The following is an 18,942-nucleotide window of genomic DNA, read 5'->3' on the forward strand; positions in this document are numbered from 1 at the left end:
GCGCCCCTGCGGGCGCTGCCAGAAAGCGAACTTAATACGCAATGCCCCAGACGACCATGGTCTTGGCAGGCTTGCCGCAGACCGGGCAGACATCGGACAGATGCTCCTGGGCGAAGGGCATGCAGCGGCTGGACAACCCCGCCTGCTCCTTCATGGCTTCCTCGCAGGCCAGATCGCCGCACCACATGGTCTTGACAAAGCCGGTCTTTTCGGCCACCTTGGCCTTGACCTCTTCCATGGTGGTGGCGCTGACGGTACGGGCTTCCCGGTTCTTCAGGGCACGGTCGTACAGGTCCTTGGCCAGTGCCTGGAGAGCGGCCGGAATGGCGGTCTCCAAGTCCTCGAACTTGACGAACTGCTTCTCGCGGGTGTCCCGGCGGACCAGCACGCACTGGCCCTGCTCGATGTCACGGGGACCCACTTCCAGGCGCAGGGGCACGCCCTTCATCTCCCACTGGGCAAACTTCCAGCCGGGAGCCTTGTCGGAATCATCCAGCTTCACGCGGGCGTACTTGCCGATGGACGCGGCCAGTTCCCGGGCCTTCTCGGTGACACCAGCCTTGTGGGCGGCCACCGGAACGATGACCACCTGCACCGGGGCGATGGCCGGGGGCAGGATCAGGCCGTCGTCATCGCCGTGGGTCATGATGATGGCGCCGATGAGGCGGCTGGAAGCGCCCCAGGACGTCTGGAAGGGATACTGCAGGGTGTTGTCCCGGCCGGTGAAGGTCACGTCATAGGCGCGGGAGAACTTGTCGCCAAAGTAATGGCTGGTGCCGCTCTGCAGCGCCTTGCCGTCCTTCATCATGGCTTCGATGGTGTAGGTGGCTTCGGCGCCGGCAAACTTTTCCTTGTCGGTCTTGCGGCCCTTGATTACCGGGATGCACAGGTCGTTCTCGCAGAAATCGGCGTAGCAGTTCAGCTGCTGCTCGGTCTCGGCCTCGGCCTCCGCGGCGGTCTCATGGATGGTGTGGCCTTCCTGCCACCAGAATTCGCGGGTGCGCAGGAAAGGACGGGTGGACTTTTCCCAGCGGACCACGCTGCACCACTGGTTGTACAGCATGGGCAGGTCACGGTAGCTCTGCAGCACATGGGCAAAGTGGTCGCTGAACATGGTCTCACTGGTGGGACGCACGGCCAGCCGCTCTTCCAGGGGTTCGCTGCCGCCGGCAGTGACCCAGGCCACTTCGGGGGCAAAGCCGTTGACCAGCTCGCCCTCCTTCTTCAGCAGGCTTTCGGGGATCAGCATAGGCATGGCAACGTTCTCGTGGCCGGTGGCCTTGAAGCGGCTGTCCAGGTTTTTCTGGATGTTCTCCCAGATGGCGTAGCCATAGGGGCGCAGCACCACAAACCCTTTCACGCTGGAATATTCGACCAGTTCGGCCTTCGTGCAGATGTCGGTATACCACTGCGCAAAATCCACTTCCTGCGCGGTGATGGCTTCGACCATCTTTTTCTTATCGTTTGCCATTGCTTTTCCTCACACTTTCTACAATTTTCCGGGAGATTACAGACGTTCCTCCACATAGCTGACCACATCGCCCACGGTGTGGAAGTTCTCGATCTCCTCGTCGGGGATCTCCACGCCGAACTCGTCGGACAGGGTGGTGATCATGTCGATGACATCCAGGCTGTCGGCCCCAAAATCTTCCACGATATCGCTCTCGGGGGTGATCTTCTCAGGCTCCACATCCAGCTGGTCAGCCAGATACTCACGGATGCGTTCAAAAACTTCGGATTCCATTATAAACTCTCCTTCATCTATGGTTGCCCACGCTGCGGGCAGAATGCAAGTCTTCATGTAATTTTATATCGTATCCCATGCGGGTTGTCAAGCGCCGCGGCAGTTTTTTTGGCCCGGTGGTTGTACGGCAGCTCCAAACGCGATATGATAGAGAGAGAGATTACACAGGAGGGCCTTTTATGCAACTGGATTTTACCAAAATGCACGGCTGCGGCAATGACTACATCTATCTGGACTGCCGGGAGACCGGCCTGCCGGAACAGATCGCGGACTGGAGCCGCAAACTGTCCCGCCGGCATTTCTCCATCGGAGCGGACGGCATCATCTGCATCTGCCCGCCGGTACTGGCCGGAGGCGACGCCACCATGCGGATGTTCAACGCCGACGGCAGCGAGGGACGCATGTGCGGCAACGGGGTGCGCTGTGTGGCGCAGTACCTGTATGAGCACGGCATGGCCAAGGATGTGATCGAGATCGATACCCTGATGGCCGGCCGCAAGACCCTGCGCCGTCTGGGGGATGGCATGTGGCAGGCGGACATGGGCCGGTTTGACGCCAGCCCGGACGCCCTGCCCGCCGTGGGCCTGGGGGCCGGACCGCTGGTCCATGCCGATCTGGTGGCCGCCGGAAAGAGCTGGGACGTGGCCTGTGTGAGCATGGGCAATCCCCACTGCATCGTGGAGTGGCCGGATTTGGACACCCTGCCCACCGGCGCGGCACTGGCGGAGATCGGGCCGTCCTTTGAGAAGCACCCCGCCTTCCCCGAAGGCACCAACACCGAATTCGTGTATGTGCGGGACCCCCACCACCTGGTCATGCGGGTGTGGGAGCGGGGCAGCGGCGAGACCCTGGCCTGCGGTACCGGCGCCTGTGCCACCGTGGCCGCCATGGTCCTGCGGGGGGTATGTCCCCGGGGCGAGGCGGTGCAGGTGGAGCTGCTGGGCGGCACTTTGTCCATCACCATCGATGCCGACGACGCGGTGCAGATGGCAGGCCCCGCCGAGACCGCTTTTGTGGGCCGGGTGGAGGTCTGAGGCACTCCCCTTTCCGGATGCAGACAAAAACAGAAGGTGCGGCTTCGTGCCCGGTTCACACCGGACGGGGCCGCACCTTAATTTATATAGGGACAGAAAAGCGCTTCAGTGGTGCTCCGCCAGATCCGCTTCCCGGATGGCGTCGTTTTCCTCCTTGTAGGCAGCCGCGGTCTCGTCGTCAATGACGTACACCGTCACCGGGATGACCGCACTGGTCACCGCCTCGTCGTAGGATTCATAGTACAGGTCCACAAAGGCGTGGCCGGCCATCATGGCGGTGCCGGTATCCGCCGCATAGGCATAGCCGTACACGAACCGGCCGTCATCCGAAGTAATGTACAGAAGGGTCCCGTAGGGGATCACCGAGGGGTCCACGGCCACGGTGCCGTAGGTCAGCCGCTGGCCGGAAGCCCCCTTGGAAGTCAGGGAGGCCGAGTATCCGGTGGAGCGTTTGCCGGTATACACCGCAGAAACGCCCTCCGTGGGCACACCGTCCACCACCTCGGGGCCGTGGAAGATGGACACCGGCACCCCTTCGCCGTAGCACTTGATGACGGTGGGCTGCATTTCGGTCAGCGTCTGGCGGCCGATCTCCACCGTTTCGGTGCACTCGCCGTTCACCCAGATCTCCCGCCAGGTCACCTGGTCCAGGCCGTCCTGGCCCTCTTCCAGCACCGTTTCCTTGTCCTGATTGCGGTAGAACAGGCTGGTCTGGCGGTATTCGGTCTCGGCGGGGACGGCCTCCTCGGTGGTGTACTCCACGTACTCCACCCGCTGCAGGGTCACGCTGTCCCCCCGCTCCAGTTCCTCATCCAGGGCGGGTTCCACAATGTCGTGCTCCCCCACCGCAATGCCGGCTTCGGAGAGCAGTTCCCCCACCGTCTCATCGGTTGCCACCAGGTCGGTGGTGGCGCCGTCGGCGGTGACGGGCACCGTAAAGGCCCGCAGCACATGGATGCGGTCCCGGCCGTTGCTCTCCACAATCTCCAGCTCGTCCTCACTGCCGGGAGCAGTCAGTCCGGCCTGGTCCACCAGGGTGTTCACATCGGTGGCACAGGTGACGATGACGCCGCTCTGGCCATGGGTATCGCTGATTTCCACAATGCGCAGGCTGTCGCTGACAACGGCCAGGGATACGCCCAAAGAGACCGCTCCGCACAGCAGCACCGCCAGGTGCGGGCCGGTGATCTCCATGCGGCGGCGGATATGTTCACGGGTTTTGACTGATAACATGGCAGCTCCTGTCTTTCAGGCTTCGGCATCCATTTCAGGAATGATGCCGGATGTTTACGACTTTTCCGGCGCATAAGAAAAGGCCGGCCGCGGGGGCCGGCACCCATTGCAGAGTCAGATGCCGCGGAAAAGTGCCGCTACAGTGTCCGCCGGATACGGCGTACCCGGCAGCTGTTCCGGATTATTATACTTCACTTTGGGGCGCTTGTCCATACAAATACCAGTTTTTTCACCTATTATCGGGCTTTTGCACAGACTTCGACAGCCTTTTCGGGCAATTTTTGGTTTGCTTCCGCAGCAAAAGCGACAAAAAAGCCGCCGGCCCAGGCGGGTCGGCGGCTTTGAAAAGGCAGAAGATACAATCAGCGCTTGCTGAACTGTTTCCGGTGCGGAAAATGTGTTCTGGTTGCTTCGGTTTAAGCGTTTTCCGGAGGCAATAATAACACAGAGCCGTGCATTTTACAATCATTCAGGCAAAAGTTTTCATAACTTCAGCCAAAATCTACAAGGCGCCTTGCTTCTTTTCTGCTTCTTATCCACGGCAGCTCAGGGCTGTGGAGGGAGTGTGAAGAGGCAAGGTTTTTCTGTTATGTACGAATGCCATTTCTTTCTGAGACGAGATTTGTCAAGGATATATTTTGTTTATCAGAATGCTATGAATCGCGTGAAAAATAAAACGAGTCTCTTTCATTGTAAAAAGCACTTAGAACGCTCCGGTTCTAAGTGCTTTTTCCTGTTATGTTCCTCAAAGCCGCATCTTGCCTCTCTTTTGCCGACTCTAAATCTTCAAAATCTCCCAAATCGGTCAATTTAACTACTGAAGCGTCAACCTTGGCATCCGGGTTTTCCTGCTGGCCCCGGATGGTGGCGGGGATTTCACCGTCCAGTTGCCCGCGTATACTCTCAGCCCGCAGCAGACAGACCTCTTCCAACGTATCCACCGCCAGCTGGTGGTCTTCATAGGAACAAAAGGCGGTGGGATCTTTTTGAACATAAGGAGCAATCTGCTTTGCCGTTTGTCGGAGGGTGACTGCAAACCGACCGCTTTCAAAGTATTCCGAAAGGAGCTTGTCGAAATAGGCGTGATAGCGGGCAAAGTACTCGTCGTGCTTCATCAGGTTGTGGTAAAGCGGCCGGTTCAGCATAACCTCACCTTCCGCCGGGGTGTTTATGGGATAGTTAATAAGAATGTTGGGATCTTTGACAGGATCAGTCATCCCCAGGGCATAGGTGCCGAAGGCCAGGTTATAATCCCAGGGCAGGATGCTGAGGATTCCGTTTTCCTCATACAAAAAGTAATTATGCACGGTATGGCCCAGATAGCTGTCCCAGTTCATCACAAAAACCTGCACGGTGAAATACCGCAGCACCTCGTCCACATTGACGGCGGTTTCCAGTTTTTCACCGGTGGACAGGGTTTTCAGCGCTTCGATCATCCGCTTCTGATCGGCTTCCGATACCTTGAATTTGGCGTTTTCAAAGATGCCGGGATAGCTGTCCGGGTTATCGTCGATATATCGCAACGCCACATCGGCGTTTTCCGCATTCAGGGAACGGTAATCCGGCTTGTACAGTTTCCCGTGATCATTCCCGAAATTCCGGCGGGCAAAGGCTTCCTCCGGCTCCTCTACCGCCAGGAACAAGCCCCAGTCCTCTCCGTTGACCGTCACCCAGACATAGCTGCAAAGGGGCGCAGGCACCCCCATGAACGCCATCATATCGTAGACCATGTAGGTTTTCAGGTAGCTGTTGTCCTGAAAGGAAGCGTCCAGGGAAAATTTGTCCAGCCCATAATAATTCCCGCCGTCCAGGAACTGGTCGAATTCCAGCTTGAGGCTGTAGCGGGAAAGCCCGTATTCCTCCGTCAGCCGCAGGGAATTGTTGCCCTTTGCCCGCAGCCCGATATTATGAAACGCTTCTCCGTCGATTTCGACGGTGCAGGCCACATATTCTTCTTGTTCGGCGTCCTCAATAAAAACGCCCCAGTCCGCAATTTGGATATCAATGACGTGCACCCGGCTGTCGTCAAATAACCGTGTCACATATCCCGGGTTGGCGCTGGCTTTGGGAAGCCCCAGCTGTTCGCCGAACATCAGCAGCAGAGTGAGGAGGATTGCCAAAACCGCCGCGCCGATGCAAATCCAGTCGATATACTTATACTTTACCATTGCGTTATCCCATGTAGTCGCCGTTGTAGGAAACCAGCACCACCCGGGACACGCCCGGCATGGCCTCCAGCTCGTTGACAAAGGCGCTGCTGTCCTCTTTCAAACGAACCTCATAGTTGAGTTCCACACAGCCGTTGTCCACGCTCTTGCTCTTGAGATTCAGCCGCCTGACCTGGGACTTCACAAAAATCCGTGCCTGTTCCTCAATCCCGCTGTTTTCACAGTGCACCACCAGGATATAGGGGGAATCCACCGTCTTCTTTTTGGAGAAAGCAACCAGCACCACCCCGATGAAGATGCTGCCGAATACCGCCAGCGGAATCAGGCCGGCGGCCAGCACGATGCCTACCGCAATGGCCCAGAACAGGAAAGCGATATCCATGGGTTCCTTGATGGCGGTGCGGAACCGGACGATGGACAGAGCGCCCACCATGCCCAGAGACAGCACGATGTTGCTCACCACCGTCATAATCAGCAGGGTGGTAATAAGCGACAGAGCAATCAGCGTCACGCCGAAGCTGGCCGAATACATCACGCCGCTGTAGCTCTTTTTATAGATGAAAAAGATAAACAATCCCAGCAGAAAGGCCAATACCATGGCAATCACCATGTCCAGTATGGAGATGCTGGCGATATTCTCCAGAAAGCTGGATTTGAAAATATCCTGAAAGGTCATAAGGCCCTTCCTCCTCAGATGGTTTTAATCGAACCGCCGGCTCAGGGCGTATTTGGAGCAGGCCGCAGCCTGCCTTCCGGGTACCTGCACCGCCATGCGGACAAGCTCCGGCAAAAACGCATCGTATTTGACTTCCAGTACCGTGCCAGGCTCCATTGTGCGCATGTAGAAAATCGCCGGATTCAGGAAGTCCACATTTCCAAGCCCGGTGCGGATATCCCGATCTAACGTGATACGCACATTGCCGGGCGCATAGAGAAAAGCCTCCCGGTCGTAACGGACGATGGCCTTCGGCCACAGACCTTTCCCTTTGATTTTGCTGTAAAGCTCGATGAAGAGCGGTTCATCCGAATCCAGCAGGAATTCGGAGCTGCCCGAAAGCAACTCCTTTACCTGTTCCTGCGTCATCTGGGCGCTGCGCTTGCCGCACAGGCCGTTTATTTTGTACTTCTTTTCCAGCCGGATGAAAGAGGTGTCCATCCCGTAATACCGCAGCCGGAATTTTTCCCTCCGGTTGACCCCGTTGATTTTCTCCCGCAGGGCGCTGTCATAGGGTGTCTCAAAGTACAGGCTGGTGACCCGGTATGTACCCCCCGGTCCGGCGTTTTTATCGTGGGCAAACAGCTTTTTGAGCCTTTGGGAAAGCACCAGATCTTCCCGCAGGTTGATCCGGTGCTTCAGCTCATGCCGCAAGGGGAGCTCGTTTTCCGGCTTAGTCGTCATAACCGGAATCCCCATCGTCCCAATCATCGTCGGCTTCCCGGTCGTAATCGCTGCCGCCGTCGTCGTAATTGGTATCGCCGTAATTGGTATTGCCGTGATCATCATAGTTGGTATCGTTGTAATCAGTGACACCGTCATTATTCGGGCCATAGTCCGTATCATTGTAATCGGTGACGCCGTCATTATTCGGGCCGTAGTCGGTATCGTTGTAGTCGGTCACGCCGTCGTTGTTCGGACCGTAGTCGGTATCATTGTAGTCGGTCACGCCGTCGTTGTTCGGACCGTAGTCGGTATCATTGTAGTCGGTGACGCCGTCGTTGTTGGGACCGTAGTCCGTGTCGTTGTAGTCGGTGACGCCATCGTTGTTGGGACCGTAGTCGGTGTCATTGTAATCGGTCACGCCGTCATTATTCGGGCCGTAGTCGGTATCGTTGTAATTGGTGGAACCGCTGCCGGTGGCCGGGGTTCCGCCCTGCGTGCCGGCAGTCTTATGTTCCGCCTTGACAACCTTGCCGGTGACCGCGTGGATGTCATACTCGTACTCGTTCCCGTTCGCCATGAACTCCAGCTCAAAAATCGGGGTTCCGTCATCGTGGTCGAATTCCTTATCGTCAAATACCGCGTCCGCTGCATTGACATTCGCCTGGGCAAGCGCAATTTCCTGCGCCTTTTCCAGCGTGATGTAGGGGGACGGCTTGCCGTCTTTGGCATAGGCGGGATCATAGTCATCGTCGTCAATGGTCACGATGCCGGAGGAAATCTCCAATCCCTTGACCGCTTCCTGCGTGCTGGCGCTCATATCCGCCAGAAAATCGTCGCTGGGAAGTACCGAGCCCGGCTCCAGCTGCAGGACGATGTTCTTTTTGTTGCCGTCAATGTCATCCACAAAGTACCCCGCCTCATTGATCTCAACAATCAGATCCCGCAGGACGGCCTCGCAGTCTTTTCCGATATAATCCGGATAGGCCTCCACAATGCCCTTGCCATCATCGTTCCGGCCGGTCAGGGCGGTGACTTTGCCGTCCCTGTTGTATTCGATTTGGATTTCCGGATTGACGCTCAAGGTCAGAACACCGGTTTCCTTCAGTGCCGTTCCCTCCTGCGCCGGTGCCCCGCATCCGGTCAGAAGGACTGCCGAGGCGACAGCCAGGGAAGAGACCGCTGCAAAAAGTTTTCTTCTCAGTTTCATATTACTTGCTCCTTTCGGTTTCCGTTTGTTTTTGGCTTTTGTTCTGCCTTACACTCATAGATTACGGAAACGGGTTTTCAAAACCGGGGTAAACTGGAAAATTTTTTTGAAAAATTCAGTCGTCATCGTCCGGATCGTTGTCATCGTCTGAATCATCATCCGAATCATCGTCGTCATAGCCGCTGTCGTCATCGTTGTTATCCGGATCATAATCGGTGTCTCCGTCCGTATAATCCGTGACCCCATCGCTGCCGGGACCATAGTCCGTATCCACAGGCGGCATACTGGTGGAAGAAGGCGGTATATAACCCGTGTCGCCGTCATTTCCAGGTCCGTAGTCGGTATCCGTATACGCCGGCGAACTGCTGGCCGGCGGCGTATAGTCGGTGACGCCGTCGTTATCCGGGCCGTAATCGGTATCATCATAATCGGTGGCGTTGGAAGACGTCGGAGGGGTAACCGCCGGCCGGGACGGCTCGGACGAAGATGGCAGTGTGGATTCCGGCTGAGAAGAACTCGGCTGAGAGGGGGTCGAAGATGAGCTGTTTTCCGGGCTTTCCTGTCCCTGTCCGTCTTGATGGTTCGTAATTTCTATTGTAATGGTAATCCGTCCGTCCAAATACTCTGTTACTTTGGTGCGCAGCTCTGTCCCATATTCCTGGAACAGGACTTCGTCCGGGGAATCAATAGAGAAGGAAACCCGGCCGCCTTCCGATAGGAAGCCCATTTCAATGGCGCGGTCGATCAGCTCATCGGCAACCGTTACCTTGTCTTTTCCTTTTCCGTCATAGCCCTCCAGCAACGTTTTCCCGTCTTCATTCGTCCCCGTCAGCCCTACAACCGTACCTTGCCGGTTCAGCTCCATCTGTACTTCCGGGTTGATGGTCAGATATATGGATGAATAGGGCTGTAGATAATTCTGGTAATAGCCGATGCCAAAGAACAGCAGGAAGCAGGCGGCGATTGCCGCAACGCCGCTGCTGATCCACCGGACGGTATGCCGCTGCCTTTCCGGCGTCTCCTTCATCAGCACCGGATCATACACCGTCTGCCCGGTTTCGTATCGCAGATTGGCCGCTTTCAAAAAGCGCCCCTCTTCATCCAGAAGAACCACATAGCCGGGGTGGCATTCCATAACCAGATAGCTCATCGCACTGCCACTCCTTTCATCACCTGTTTCAAATGCCCGCGTATGATTTCATACCCGTTGGTATAAATCAGAAGCAGGGCCACCATATATTTGCGGTGCCGTTCCAGCGTTTTGCGCTCCACGCCGCTGCCGGCTGTCAGCTGCCCGATGGGCAGGCGTTTTGTCTTTAAAAGGTCATCCAACAGCTCTGGGTTCTCCCTGGCATACTGCAGGGCTTTCCGGCAGGCGTCCAGCGTCCGTTGCTGCTTAGGGCAGTTGTCCGCCACATCGCTGAGGCTGACGCCGAATTCCTTCATCTGCCGCGTCAGTTCCTCAATCTCTGCGCGAGTCGCGTCCCGCAACGCTGTTTCTTCGTGGGGCTCCCTGTCGTCCGCCAGAGTCTCTCCCAGAGTTGTGTCCTCTTCTCCTATCGGTGCATCCAGCGATAGGACGCGGCTGTGACGCTGTTCCCTGCGGCTGTAATCAACCAGGCGGCTTCGGATCAGCATGGCCGCATATTTCAGGAAGGAACCCCTGGTGCGGGAATACCCGCCGATTGCCTCGTGAAAGGCCATCATGGCGATGCTCAGCTCATCGTCCTGCCCCTCCATGGGAGGACGCTTTAAGAACTTTGCCGTTTCCGCTTTGATAAAGGGCAGGTATGCGCGGATCAGGTCATCCGCCGCCCGGACATCTTCTTTGGCCGCATAGACCTGTTCTACGATTTTATGTGCATCGTTCATGCAGCAGAATCCCTCCTGTATATAGAATACGTCCCCATTTTGAAAAAACCGGGGTCGAAACCAAAAACTTATATGTATAAAATCCCATTATGTAATGATACCTCTATCGGTATTAAGGTGCGACCATAAACGGGTTAAATTTGTGTAAAATCGATGTAAATCGAACGACGGAAGAAGGCGGCGCTTCTTCATTCCCGCACGTTTTCGCTTTCATATTCCATAATTTTACGCAGGCTTAACCTACTCATGATAGATGCCAAACACGAATCAAGATATAATTATACTGAATTGTTGTACCTAATTGAGGAGGTGTTTTTTACGGGGGCTTTCTTTGACTGGCTGCTGTCAAATTTGAACTGGATCATTCCAGTGATCTTCATCCTGGCGTTTGCACTCCCGATTCTGTCCGTGATCCGCAGGCTGACGAAAGGGCATGTCAGCAAAAGTTCCTGCACCGTGCAGACAGTAGGGTTTATCCGCTCCACTCGGCAGACCGGCATGTATGTCAACGAAAACCCGCAGCTGCTTTTTGAACTGGACGCCCTGGCGGAGGACGGAACGGTGTTCCAGACCAGCGTGCGGAAAATCATTCCCATGACGGCGATGGCCGGTATGGTTCCCGGCAGGGCGATCCCCATCCGCTATAACCCGGACAACAGGACGCAGGCAGTGTGGGACAATCATCCGGACGAGTCGCTGGCGCAGGAACGCGCCGCCCGCTATCAGTGCCGGAAGCACCCGGGCGATCTTTCCTATGAACAGCGGATGGAACTGTTAAAAAACGGCGTGATGAAAAAAGCATTGCTGAAAAGCTTCCGGCTGACAGGGAAAGAAGAAGCCGGGGACTATGAAGCAGAAGCGGCCATCCAGCTTGCCGGCGAGGAGCGGGACGGCCACACATTTAAGCGAACTCTGTATGTGTCCGACACCGCTTTGGAATACATGATCCCCGGCCGGTATGTAGACGTGCGCGTCATCCCGGGCAGGGAAAATCTCTTTGCTTTTGTACTGGATTCCTCCGTGGTGTCCGGTATCAGTTAAGAGGGATACGGCGTCCTCTTGATACAGAGAAAGGGGCTGGTGTTTCGTGGAAAACGTATGGAGTCTTTTTTTCAACTGGATGGCTGAAAATCCGATTCGGGCCACCGTGATCATATCTGCGGTGGTCATTGCGCTGTGTATCCTGCTGGGATTTGTGCTCCCGGCCAGATCCGAAAGGCGGAAAAGGGAGAAGGAGCAGCGCTGGAGGGATGCCCGCACAGTGAAGACCTTGGGTTTTATCCGTTCTGCAAAGCATACGGGACGATGCGTCAATGACAATCCCGAGATCCGTTTCGTGGTGGACGCGCTGGCCGAGGACGGGACATTTTTTGAGACCACCGTGACGGAGGTCATCCCGCGGGCACAGCTTTCCATGTGCGCCGTCGGAGATCCGCTCTCCATCCGGTATGACCCGGCAGACCGCTCCCATGCCATCGGTGATGATAATCCGGATGCCGATGTACTGAATGAGCGCATCGCCCGCTACCAGTGCCGCAGGCATCCGGGCGAACTGACCTATGAGCAGCGCATGGAGTTTAACAGAAACAGCGTGGTCAAAAAAGCGCTGCTGGAGAGTTTGCGGCTGACCGGGAAAGAGGAGGCCGGGGACTGGGAAGCGGAAGTGACGGTTCGGGTCACGGACAATGCGGCGGGAGACACGGTCATGAACCGCACCCTTTATCTAAACGACAAGATGCTTAGGCATATGGTTCCGGGCAAATACATCGACATCAGCGTTGTGCCGGGCAAAGAGGACGTTTTCGGTATCGTAACGGATATAGCCACGAAGGTCGTTCCTGAGAAAAGCGGGGCTTGAATGGTGAGTGCTCTTTCCTGTCCGGGATAACGCCGCAAAAGAAAGGATTGCGTTTTGAAAACGATCATTCATGATCTTAATAAAGCAGACTTCTCTGCTTTTGAACTTCCAGATGAAAATGTCGTGGTTTTCACTGCGGACGGCCAGTATGCTCCGTGCAGTGGCTGCTTTGCATGCTGGCTGAAAAATACCGGATTCTGTGTGATGGACGACTCCTTGAAACATGCGGGCGCATTGATCGGGCAAAGCGACCCGCTGATCATTATCAGCCGTTTGTGCTACGGCGGCTACAGCCCCGGCGTCAAGGCTGTTTTTGACCGCGCTATTGGAGTATCCCTCCCCTTCTTTACCTGGCGGGGCGGCCAAACCCATCATATAGGGCGCTACCCGCAGCGAAAACTGCTGCGGGTTCTCTTTTACGGAGATTCTACGGAATCGGAACGGCAGACTGCCACAGAGCTTGCCGAGCGTAACCGGCTCAACCTTGGATACAAAACAGCGGAAACGCTGTTTTTCCAAAATCCTGCACAGATCAGGGGAGCAATATCATGAAGCTGCTGATCTTCAATGCAAGCCCCAAAAAGAGAGGCGGCGCTTCTCAATTTTTCTCCGGTATCCTCCGGCTGTTTCTTCCCAGCCTTGTCAAAAAAACGGTTCCTCTGCGGAGCCGGAAAGACTTTGACCATGCGCTTTCCCAGTTGGGCAGCGCGGACGCCGTATGTATCTCTTTCCCGCTTTATGTGGATGGATTGCCCTCTCATTTAGCAGAGTTCCTATCGCTGGCAGAAGAATATTGTAAAGCCCGTTCTCTTCGGTTCCGCCTGTACGCCATTGCCAACAACGGCTTTATAGAGGGACAGCAAAACCGTACTGCACTGCGGATACTGGAATCCTGGTGCCTACATTCCGGCGCCGTCTGGAGCGGCGGGATCGGGATTGGCGGAGGCGTCATGCTGCGGGTGCTGGGAATCGTCTATCCTGTTTTGATCGCGCTATCTATCGTACAGATCGCCGTTTCGTTTCTTACGGCAGGAAGCGTACCGCCGGACATGCTTTATACCCTCGCCATTCAGGCGGGAAGCTGGCTGTTTTTCAATTTCGGTGTATTGTTTTGCCTGGCCCGGTTGTCTGCGGCCGTATACAAGCGCAAAACCGTAAAGAGCCGCTACACCCGTGTGCTGCTTCCATCCTTCCTGTTTGTTCCGATTGCCGATCTGTTTATGATTCTATCCTCTCTGTCTTGCGGCCGGTTCCTGTTCGCACTTTTAAAACAGGACGATTGTTCTCGTAATAAGGGGTAAGGTGATTGCATGAAGTCTGTCATTTTATACGGAAGCAGGTACGGAAGCGCCCGCCGGTATGCGCAGGAGCTGTCAAAGCAAACCGATATCCCTGCTGTCAGCTATCAAGAAGCACCGCCGCTTTCCAAACTGGAAACGATCGTGTATATCGGCGCGCTGTATGCCGGTGGTGTTTTGGGATTGACAAAGACGCTGCGAAGGCAGTCATTCGGAGAGCATCAAAGGCTGGTGATCGTTACGGTCGGACTGGCCGACCCGGATATACTGCAAAACAGGGAGAATATCCGAAACGCCCTGCAAAAGCAGATTCCCGCCCAGCTATATGGCAGAGCAGCGGTTTTCCATCTGCGGGGCGCCATCGATTATCAGGCGCTATCTCTGGGACATCGAACCATGATGGCGCTGCTGCACCGATCTCTGCAAAAGAAATCGGCGGAAGAATGGAACGAAGAAGACAGGGCTTTAATGGAAACCTACGGCAAGCGGGCGGATTTTGCCGATTTCGCTTCCCTGCGGCCGATTGTCAATGAGATACAGGGGGATACGGAATGACAGAACCGATAATAAACATTTTAAGGCTTATTTTCATTGGTACGGCTACCACAATTGTTCGTATTATTGGACAGCTCGCTATCCCGACAGGCGAGCAAACTGTTCTATCTCCCAGCATATTCGCACAAAACGGAACCATGCCGGTTGCTTTTACGATTTACGGGATTTTTGCCTACTCCCTAATCGCCGCGCTGTTCCTGCTCATACGGAAAAGAACGGGCGGGAACCGTATCTGGCAGGGGCTGCGATACGGCTTTGCCTGCTGCGCAGTGTGGATCGTCTACCTTTGGGAGCCTCTGCCCCATGTGGCTCCCTTGGATCGCATCACCTATCCTGTGGCGGACGGTCTGGCTCTCATCGTCATGGGGCTGCTGCTGGGCTGGCTGTTCGGACAAACAAGGCTGCCTGTAAAAAAGCGCAGTCGGAAGCTGCCCGCCCTTCCCGGACTTATCATAACCCTTTGCTTTATAGCCGGGCGGCTGCTTCTGTACTGCGTTATCGGTATTTATTCGTCCTTCCCAGAAAAAACTGTCGAGACCCTGTTATGGTGCCTGCTGGCAGGTTTTGTGATTGCCTGCGCTATGGCGTGGCTGAACCGTTATGTGGACGGTAACAGCCGGATCAAAAGATCGTTGATCCTGGGCGGCCTGCTGTTTGGGGTGGATCTGCTTTTGTTCAATTTCTTTATGCCGCTGGTTTTTGCCGCCGACATCCCCGATCTCATCCTTCGAACGCTGACAGATACTTTTGCCGTGACAGTGGGTTGTCTGGCGCTTCCGAATTCGCAGAAAGGGGCGTGTATTGATGGCTGAAAAGCGAACTGTCCGCTTTGTAAAATGGCTGATTAAGGTTGTGATATCTTATGCGGTGTTTATCGGGATCGGCTGGCTTCTCGGGCGGATCCCCGCTGAAAGAATTGGCCTTTCCGAGGATATGTTTTTCGATCTGCGGATGTTTTTCATGCTGTTTGGCCCCATTTATCTCTCTCTGATCGTAAAAATTGTTTTGACAATTCTGGCCGCAATAAAGCATAAAGAAAATGACACCGCCGAACAAAACAGGGGAGTTCTGCTTGCCGTCACTGCCATATTGATGCTTGCAAATCTGTCCAATGCCCAGACCGCAGCGGATCTGAGCAGCGGACTCATCGAAAGCAAAGGGCTGAAAAGCCTGAACAGGAGCAAACGGTACAATCTGAAAGGCAAGCGGTTTTTAAATATTTTCCTTCCCATCGCCTTTTATATGCTGATCCTGGAGATATTGACGCTGCTGGTCTGCATCGTCACCTTCGCACCGTTATCCAACGCGGCAAGCAACGCTTTTATTTTTACCATCGCCCTGACCGCTTTGCTCCTGCTGTTGATCCCACTCATTCTCACTTTTATCTCCGGGTTTAAGGGAGACAAGGCGGAACATGAAATAAAGCGGGACAAGGAACGGCAGGCCGCAGTTGTGTCCGGCAACCTGGTCCTAGAAACCGATCCCATTCGCCGCAAACAGTATCTGCGGCTGCCGAAGCTGCTTGTGCTGGTGGTTTGCCCGGGCTCGTTCCTGCTTTCTTTTCTCGTGCTGTATTTCACCAAGAACCATCAGGACCAGTTGGCGGTCTTGATGCTGCGTCAGCCGTTTATGGCTCTGGCGGCTGCCTCGATCTTCGCTGTGATCCCGCTTCTGCTGTACTGGGCGAACTGCTCAGGGACGTCTTTGGTTCAGCGCGTGTATCTCTCGGAAAACCGGCTGTGCTATACCGGTTATAGCGGCAGCATGGACGAGCGGGTGGAATTTGCCTTTGTGCTGCTCCGGCTGAAAGAGTATTCTGTGGGAAGACGATCCATCTGTATCCGGGGAATATTTACCCGGAAGACAAAGGACGCCTACGGTACGCATCAGAAAAATGCCTTTTCCAAGACGCTCTGGATTCCCCGCACCTTTCCAGTGGAGCAGGAACGGATCCTGCTGGATTTTTTAAGAAAAGCGTAGCCGTAAAATGATTTGCGCTCACACACTCCAAAAAAGATAACAAAGGAGGCTTCAGAATGTATAAGACGATTGTTGTAAAATACTCTCCTAAAGCAAAGGAAATGGCGGCAAGAATCGAAGATGTAGCCAATCAAATGGAACAGGAAGGATTTGAACTGGTTTCTTGTTCTATTACACCTTCTTCCAAGGGGATTCTGGTTTTTAGACAGATAAAGGCTCCCCAACCGACCGAAGTTTGTGAGCACGAAAAAGGATAAAATAAAAATTTCACCCAATTTACGCTGCTTACCTGTGAATAAGCTTATCCTGCTACACACACAGCAAAAACATAAAATCCCTTTTCAGGTTGTGCTGAGCAGTCAGTTTTGCAACCTGAAAGGGATTTTGCCATTTTGTCTATTACTGCTGCGCAGCTTCAAGTAGCGCCTTTTTAAGCTGCCGCTCGATCCTCAGGAGGTCCGCTTCCGCACTCTGGCGGGCAGCGCGGCCCTCCTGCCGGTGCAGTCCCAGAGCGATCTTGATCTGGCTTTCCCACAGTGGAACGGTGCTGAGAGCCGCCATTTGGATTTTATCTGCCGGCATTTTATCGTTGCTCTGGATCAACCGGATCTGCGGCGCAGTCTGGATGGCGACGTTTTTGCTCAGCTTTAGGTCGTGAATTTTCTTTTCAAAGCGGTTCACGGCGTCTACAAAATCTCATACCACCTGGGCGCTCATAAGATCGTCCTCGTCCGACGCCTCGGCATGAAGCTTCGGCAGGTTGGAAGCTTTATCCAGTATATCATCGCCTCCGGATGAAGGACAGCAGGACTGCAAGAATCCCAACAAGAAGGATGCCGGCCGAGAGACCCATGAGGATACCGGAGGTGAAATCCTGGGACGGAGATCCGCCCGCCGCCCTGGAAACAATCCCCAAAACAATACCGAGCAGGATCAGCAGTACGCCGATACATCGTTTCCGGCTGCTCCTGAGCTTTTGCCTTATCCGTGCGATGGTCTCCTGAAAAGAATGATTTCCCTTCATATCGCTAACAACCTTTCCTGTGCATATATAAAATCCAATCCATTTACATCCTTTTTACCGCATCCATAGCCAGTGCGGAACGCTCACACTCTTCGGCGGACATGGTGACCTGCCAGCACAGCGGACTGCCCTTCATTTTTTCCGCTGCGTAGCTCAAGCCGTTGGTGCGTTCGTCCAAAAGGGGATGGTCAATCTGCTGCGGGTCGCCCAACAGGATGATTTTCGTACCCATCCCGGCACGGGTGATGATCCCCTTGGCCTGCTTGGGCGTCAGGTTCTGCGCCTCGTCAATGACCAGATAGGTTTTGGAAATCGACCGGCCACGGATGAAGTTAAGGGCCTGGGCATCCACAATGCCCCGGTCGAACAACTCCTCTACTTTTCCGGAAAGGCTGCGCTCGTCGGCAAACCGTTCCTTTTCATTTTGATCCACCAGGAGCTCCAGATTGTCGACGACCGGTCGGAGCAACGGGGCGATTTTTTCCGATTCATCTCCAGGAAGGAAGCCGATGTCATCGTCAAACTGGGCGTTGGGGCGGCTGATCAAAATGCGCCGGTAAGCCGGTTCCTCCTGTTCCAGCATGGCGTGCAGGCCGACCGCCAAGGTGTAGAAGGTTTTGGCTGTGCCGGCCATCCCCTTTACGATCACCAGCGGCGCTCCCTCCGCATCGGCCATCAAGGCCTCCTGTAAGAATTTTTGGCCGATATTTCTTGGGGAAACACCGTAGGGCTTTTTCTTATGAAAAGAGAGCGGAACGATTTTCTTCCCGTCAAAACGGCCGAGCTGGGTTTTCCTGGCGGATTGGTCCGCTTTGAGGATGACGAACTGATTGGGCATGAGCGTCACAGGAAGCTTTTCACCGGCTTCGTCCACCTGATATACATCCTCCGGCGTAATATGCTTTTTTTTAAAGTCCTCGAATTTCTTTTCCGCTACAAATACCTCGCACCGGCCGGTATACTGCTCCTCGCTGACAGGCGCCTGCTCGGTGGTGAAATCCTCCGCCTGAATCCCCAGCATCTGTGCCTTGACGCGCACCACAATGTCCTTTGTCACCAGGATAACCGGCGTTTTCCTGTTTTGCAGGCCAAGGCAGACTTTTAAAATCCGGTTGTCGTTTTTATGATCCGGGAAGCCTTCCGGCAGCTTCACGTCCACGCAGTTGACCTCTAGGCGCAGCGTGCCGCCGCCGGGCAGGGGGACGCCTTCCAGCAGGTTTCCCGCCGTGCGCAGCGATTCCAGATACCGGATGACCTGCCGCGCATTGGCGCCCCTTTCCCCCTCTGCATTTTTCAATCCATCCAGTTCCTCCAGGACGGCAAGAGGTAAAACAAGATGGTTGTCCTCAAAGGATTGGAGGGCATAGGGCGCCTGGATCAGAACATTGGTATCCAGAATATACGTTTTTTGCATGGCGTTTTCTCCTTTTCATTACAGAAATTTGATTCTCTTCATAACGAAAACAGCCGGTTTTTCAGAAAAAGCGGCGCAAAGCAACGCACTTCCTCCGGAAAACCGGCTGATGCTATACAGGCAATATGCCAGGAAATCATATAGGGCAAAAAGCATAGGCAATCCACTCCATAT

The 18,942-nt window shown here is 54.9% G+C and carries 20 protein-coding genes; 9 read left to right on the forward strand and 11 right to left on the reverse strand.

Going from position 1 to position 18,942, the window contains the following annotated elements:
- Positions 1–31: 31 nt before the first annotated feature.
- Both proS and acpP read right to left on the reverse strand, forming a co-directional pair.
- Entirely contained in the window at positions 32–1,471 is a 1,440-nt protein-coding gene (proS, locus tag AC127K_RS04470; protein ID WP_483721736.1) for a proline--tRNA ligase, read from the reverse strand.
- A 36-nt stretch (positions 1,472–1,507) separates the two neighbouring features.
- Positions 1,508–1,744, reverse strand: a complete 237-nt coding sequence (acpP, locus tag AC127K_RS04475) for an acyl carrier protein (protein WP_294542409.1) — start codon at positions 1,742–1,744, stop codon at positions 1,508–1,510.
- 179 nt (positions 1,745–1,923) lie between these two features.
- Here acpP and dapF point away from each other — a divergent pair, with 179 nt between their 5' ends.
- Positions 1,924–2,778, forward strand: coding sequence for a diaminopimelate epimerase (gene dapF, locus AC127K_RS04480; RefSeq protein WP_294542411.1), 855 nt, complete (start codon positions 1,924–1,926; stop codon positions 2,776–2,778).
- Positions 2,779–2,883: 105 nt separating this feature from the next.
- Here the strand turns inward: dapF and AC127K_RS04485 are convergent, their stop codons facing one another.
- The 7 genes from AC127K_RS04485 to AC127K_RS04515 all read right to left on the reverse strand — a co-directional run bounded on the left by AC127K_RS04485 (position 2,884) and on the right by AC127K_RS04515 (position 10,639).
- Positions 2,884–4,011: a 3D domain-containing protein gene (locus AC127K_RS04485; protein WP_483721737.1), complete on the reverse strand. Its 1,128-nt coding sequence runs from the start codon at positions 4,009–4,011 to the stop codon at positions 2,884–2,886.
- A gap of 719 nt (positions 4,012–4,730) precedes the next feature.
- Positions 4,731–6,179, reverse strand: a complete 1,449-nt coding sequence (locus AC127K_RS04490; protein ID WP_483721738.1) for a CotH kinase family protein — start codon at positions 6,177–6,179, stop codon at positions 4,731–4,733.
- A gap of 4 nt (positions 6,180–6,183) precedes the next feature.
- Positions 6,184–6,855 carry a DUF4956 domain-containing protein gene (locus tag AC127K_RS04495; RefSeq protein WP_204648585.1) on the reverse strand — a complete coding sequence of 224 codons (672 nt, stop codon included), beginning with the start codon at positions 6,853–6,855 and terminating at the stop codon, positions 6,184–6,186.
- A 24-nt stretch (positions 6,856–6,879) separates the two neighbouring features.
- Positions 6,880–7,578 (reverse strand): polyphosphate polymerase domain-containing protein, encoded by a 699-nt coding sequence (locus AC127K_RS04500; protein WP_483721739.1) that lies wholly within the window; start codon positions 7,576–7,578, stop codon positions 6,880–6,882.
- On the reverse strand, positions 7,568–8,767 hold the full coding sequence (locus tag AC127K_RS04505; protein ID WP_483721740.1) for a PepSY domain-containing protein: 1,200 nt from the start codon (positions 8,765–8,767) through the stop codon (positions 7,568–7,570). Before AC127K_RS04505 ends, AC127K_RS04500 begins: the two co-directional genes overlap by 11 nt.
- Before the next feature lie 115 nt (positions 8,768–8,882).
- A complete protein-coding gene (locus tag AC127K_RS04510) occupies positions 8,883–9,917 on the reverse strand; it encodes an anti-sigma-I factor RsgI family protein (RefSeq protein ID WP_483721741.1) in 1,035 nt (344 codons plus the stop codon).
- Entirely contained in the window at positions 9,914–10,639 is a 726-nt protein-coding gene (locus tag AC127K_RS04515; RefSeq protein ID WP_483721742.1) for a sigma-70 family RNA polymerase sigma factor, read from the reverse strand. The genes AC127K_RS04510 and AC127K_RS04515 overlap by 4 nt, the downstream gene beginning before the upstream one ends.
- 456 nt (positions 10,640–11,095) lie before the next feature.
- On the opposite strand from AC127K_RS04515, the gene AC127K_RS04520 reads away from it, so the two are divergent.
- Genes AC127K_RS04520 through AC127K_RS04555 form a run of 8 tightly spaced genes read left to right on the forward strand, consistent with a single transcriptional unit; the run spans position 11,096 to position 16,587 of the window.
- A complete protein-coding gene (locus tag AC127K_RS04520) occupies positions 11,096–11,680 on the forward strand; it encodes a hypothetical protein (protein WP_483721743.1) in 585 nt (194 codons plus the stop codon).
- Between the two features lie 46 nt (positions 11,681–11,726).
- Complete coding sequence (locus AC127K_RS04525; RefSeq protein WP_483721744.1) at positions 11,727–12,497, forward strand: hypothetical protein; 771 nt, start codon at positions 11,727–11,729, stop codon at positions 12,495–12,497.
- Positions 12,498–12,551: 54 nt separating this feature from the next.
- A complete protein-coding gene (locus AC127K_RS04530) occupies positions 12,552–13,049 on the forward strand; it encodes a flavodoxin family protein (protein WP_483721745.1) in 498 nt (165 codons plus the stop codon).
- On the forward strand, positions 13,046–13,798 hold the full coding sequence (locus AC127K_RS04535) for a hypothetical protein (protein ID WP_483721746.1): 753 nt from the start codon (positions 13,046–13,048) through the stop codon (positions 13,796–13,798). Before AC127K_RS04530 ends, AC127K_RS04535 begins: the two co-directional genes overlap by 4 nt.
- A gap of 9 nt (positions 13,799–13,807) precedes the next feature.
- The gene (locus AC127K_RS04540; RefSeq protein ID WP_204659639.1) at positions 13,808–14,350 is read left to right on the forward strand and encodes a flavodoxin domain-containing protein; all 543 of its coding nucleotides are present in this window, start codon (positions 13,808–13,810) and stop codon (positions 14,348–14,350) included.
- Positions 14,347–15,162 carry a hypothetical protein gene (locus tag AC127K_RS04545; protein ID WP_483721747.1) on the forward strand — a complete coding sequence of 272 codons (816 nt, stop codon included), beginning with the start codon at positions 14,347–14,349 and terminating at the stop codon, positions 15,160–15,162. The genes AC127K_RS04540 and AC127K_RS04545 overlap by 4 nt, the downstream gene beginning before the upstream one ends.
- Complete coding sequence (locus AC127K_RS04550) at positions 15,155–16,330, forward strand: hypothetical protein (RefSeq protein ID WP_483721748.1); 1,176 nt, start codon at positions 15,155–15,157, stop codon at positions 16,328–16,330. Before AC127K_RS04545 ends, AC127K_RS04550 begins: the two co-directional genes overlap by 8 nt.
- 56 nt (positions 16,331–16,386) lie before the next feature.
- Entirely contained in the window at positions 16,387–16,587 is a 201-nt protein-coding gene (locus tag AC127K_RS04555) for a hypothetical protein (protein WP_087182776.1), read from the forward strand.
- A 142-nt stretch (positions 16,588–16,729) separates the two neighbouring features.
- Here the strand turns inward: AC127K_RS04555 and AC127K_RS04560 are convergent, their stop codons facing one another.
- Positions 16,730–17,011 carry a toxic anion resistance protein gene (locus AC127K_RS04560; RefSeq protein WP_058966236.1) on the reverse strand — a complete coding sequence of 94 codons (282 nt, stop codon included), beginning with the start codon at positions 17,009–17,011 and terminating at the stop codon, positions 16,730–16,732.
- 386 nt (positions 17,012–17,397) lie between these two features.
- Complete coding sequence (locus AC127K_RS04565; RefSeq protein WP_346669193.1) at positions 17,398–18,768, reverse strand: PhoH family protein; 1,371 nt, start codon at positions 18,766–18,768, stop codon at positions 17,398–17,400.
- Between the last annotated feature and the right edge of the window lie 174 nt (positions 18,769–18,942).

Source organism: Subdoligranulum sp. DSM 23681, from assembly GCF_057005535.1.

Bases quoted from the DNA above. Each gene is read 5' to 3' on its own strand.
- proS (WP_483721736.1), bottom strand. From the start codon at position 1,471: ATGGCAAACGATAAGAAAAAGATGGTCGAAGCCATCACCGCGCAGGAA.
- acpP (WP_294542409.1), bottom strand. From the start codon at position 1,744: ATGGAATCCGAAGTTTTTGAACGCATCCGTGAGTATCTGGCTGACCAG.
- dapF (WP_294542411.1), top strand. From the start codon at position 1,924: ATGCAACTGGATTTTACCAAAATGCACGGCTGCGGCAATGACTACATC.
- AC127K_RS04485 (WP_483721737.1), bottom strand. From the start codon at position 4,011: ATGTTATCAGTCAAAACCCGTGAACATATCCGCCGCCGCATGGAGATC.
- AC127K_RS04490 (WP_483721738.1), bottom strand. From the start codon at position 6,179: ATGGTAAAGTATAAGTATATCGACTGGATTTGCATCGGCGCGGCGGTT.
- AC127K_RS04495 (WP_204648585.1), bottom strand. From the start codon at position 6,855: ATGACCTTTCAGGATATTTTCAAATCCAGCTTTCTGGAGAATATCGCC.
- AC127K_RS04500 (WP_483721739.1), bottom strand. From the start codon at position 7,578: ATGACGACTAAGCCGGAAAACGAGCTCCCCTTGCGGCATGAGCTGAAG.
- AC127K_RS04505 (WP_483721740.1), bottom strand. From the start codon at position 8,767: ATGAAACTGAGAAGAAAACTTTTTGCAGCGGTCTCTTCCCTGGCTGTC.
- AC127K_RS04510 (WP_483721741.1), bottom strand. From the start codon at position 9,917: ATGAGCTATCTGGTTATGGAATGCCACCCCGGCTATGTGGTTCTTCTG.
- AC127K_RS04515 (WP_483721742.1), bottom strand. From the start codon at position 10,639: ATGAACGATGCACATAAAATCGTAGAACAGGTCTATGCGGCCAAAGAA.
- AC127K_RS04535 (WP_483721746.1), top strand. From the start codon at position 13,046: ATGAAGCTGCTGATCTTCAATGCAAGCCCCAAAAAGAGAGGCGGCGCT.
- AC127K_RS04540 (WP_204659639.1), top strand. From the start codon at position 13,808: ATGAAGTCTGTCATTTTATACGGAAGCAGGTACGGAAGCGCCCGCCGG.
- AC127K_RS04545 (WP_483721747.1), top strand. From the start codon at position 14,347: ATGACAGAACCGATAATAAACATTTTAAGGCTTATTTTCATTGGTACG.
- AC127K_RS04550 (WP_483721748.1), top strand. From the start codon at position 15,155: ATGGCTGAAAAGCGAACTGTCCGCTTTGTAAAATGGCTGATTAAGGTT.
- AC127K_RS04555 (WP_087182776.1), top strand. From the start codon at position 16,387: ATGTATAAGACGATTGTTGTAAAATACTCTCCTAAAGCAAAGGAAATG.
- AC127K_RS04565 (WP_346669193.1), bottom strand. From the start codon at position 18,768: ATGCAAAAAACGTATATTCTGGATACCAATGTTCTGATCCAGGCGCCC.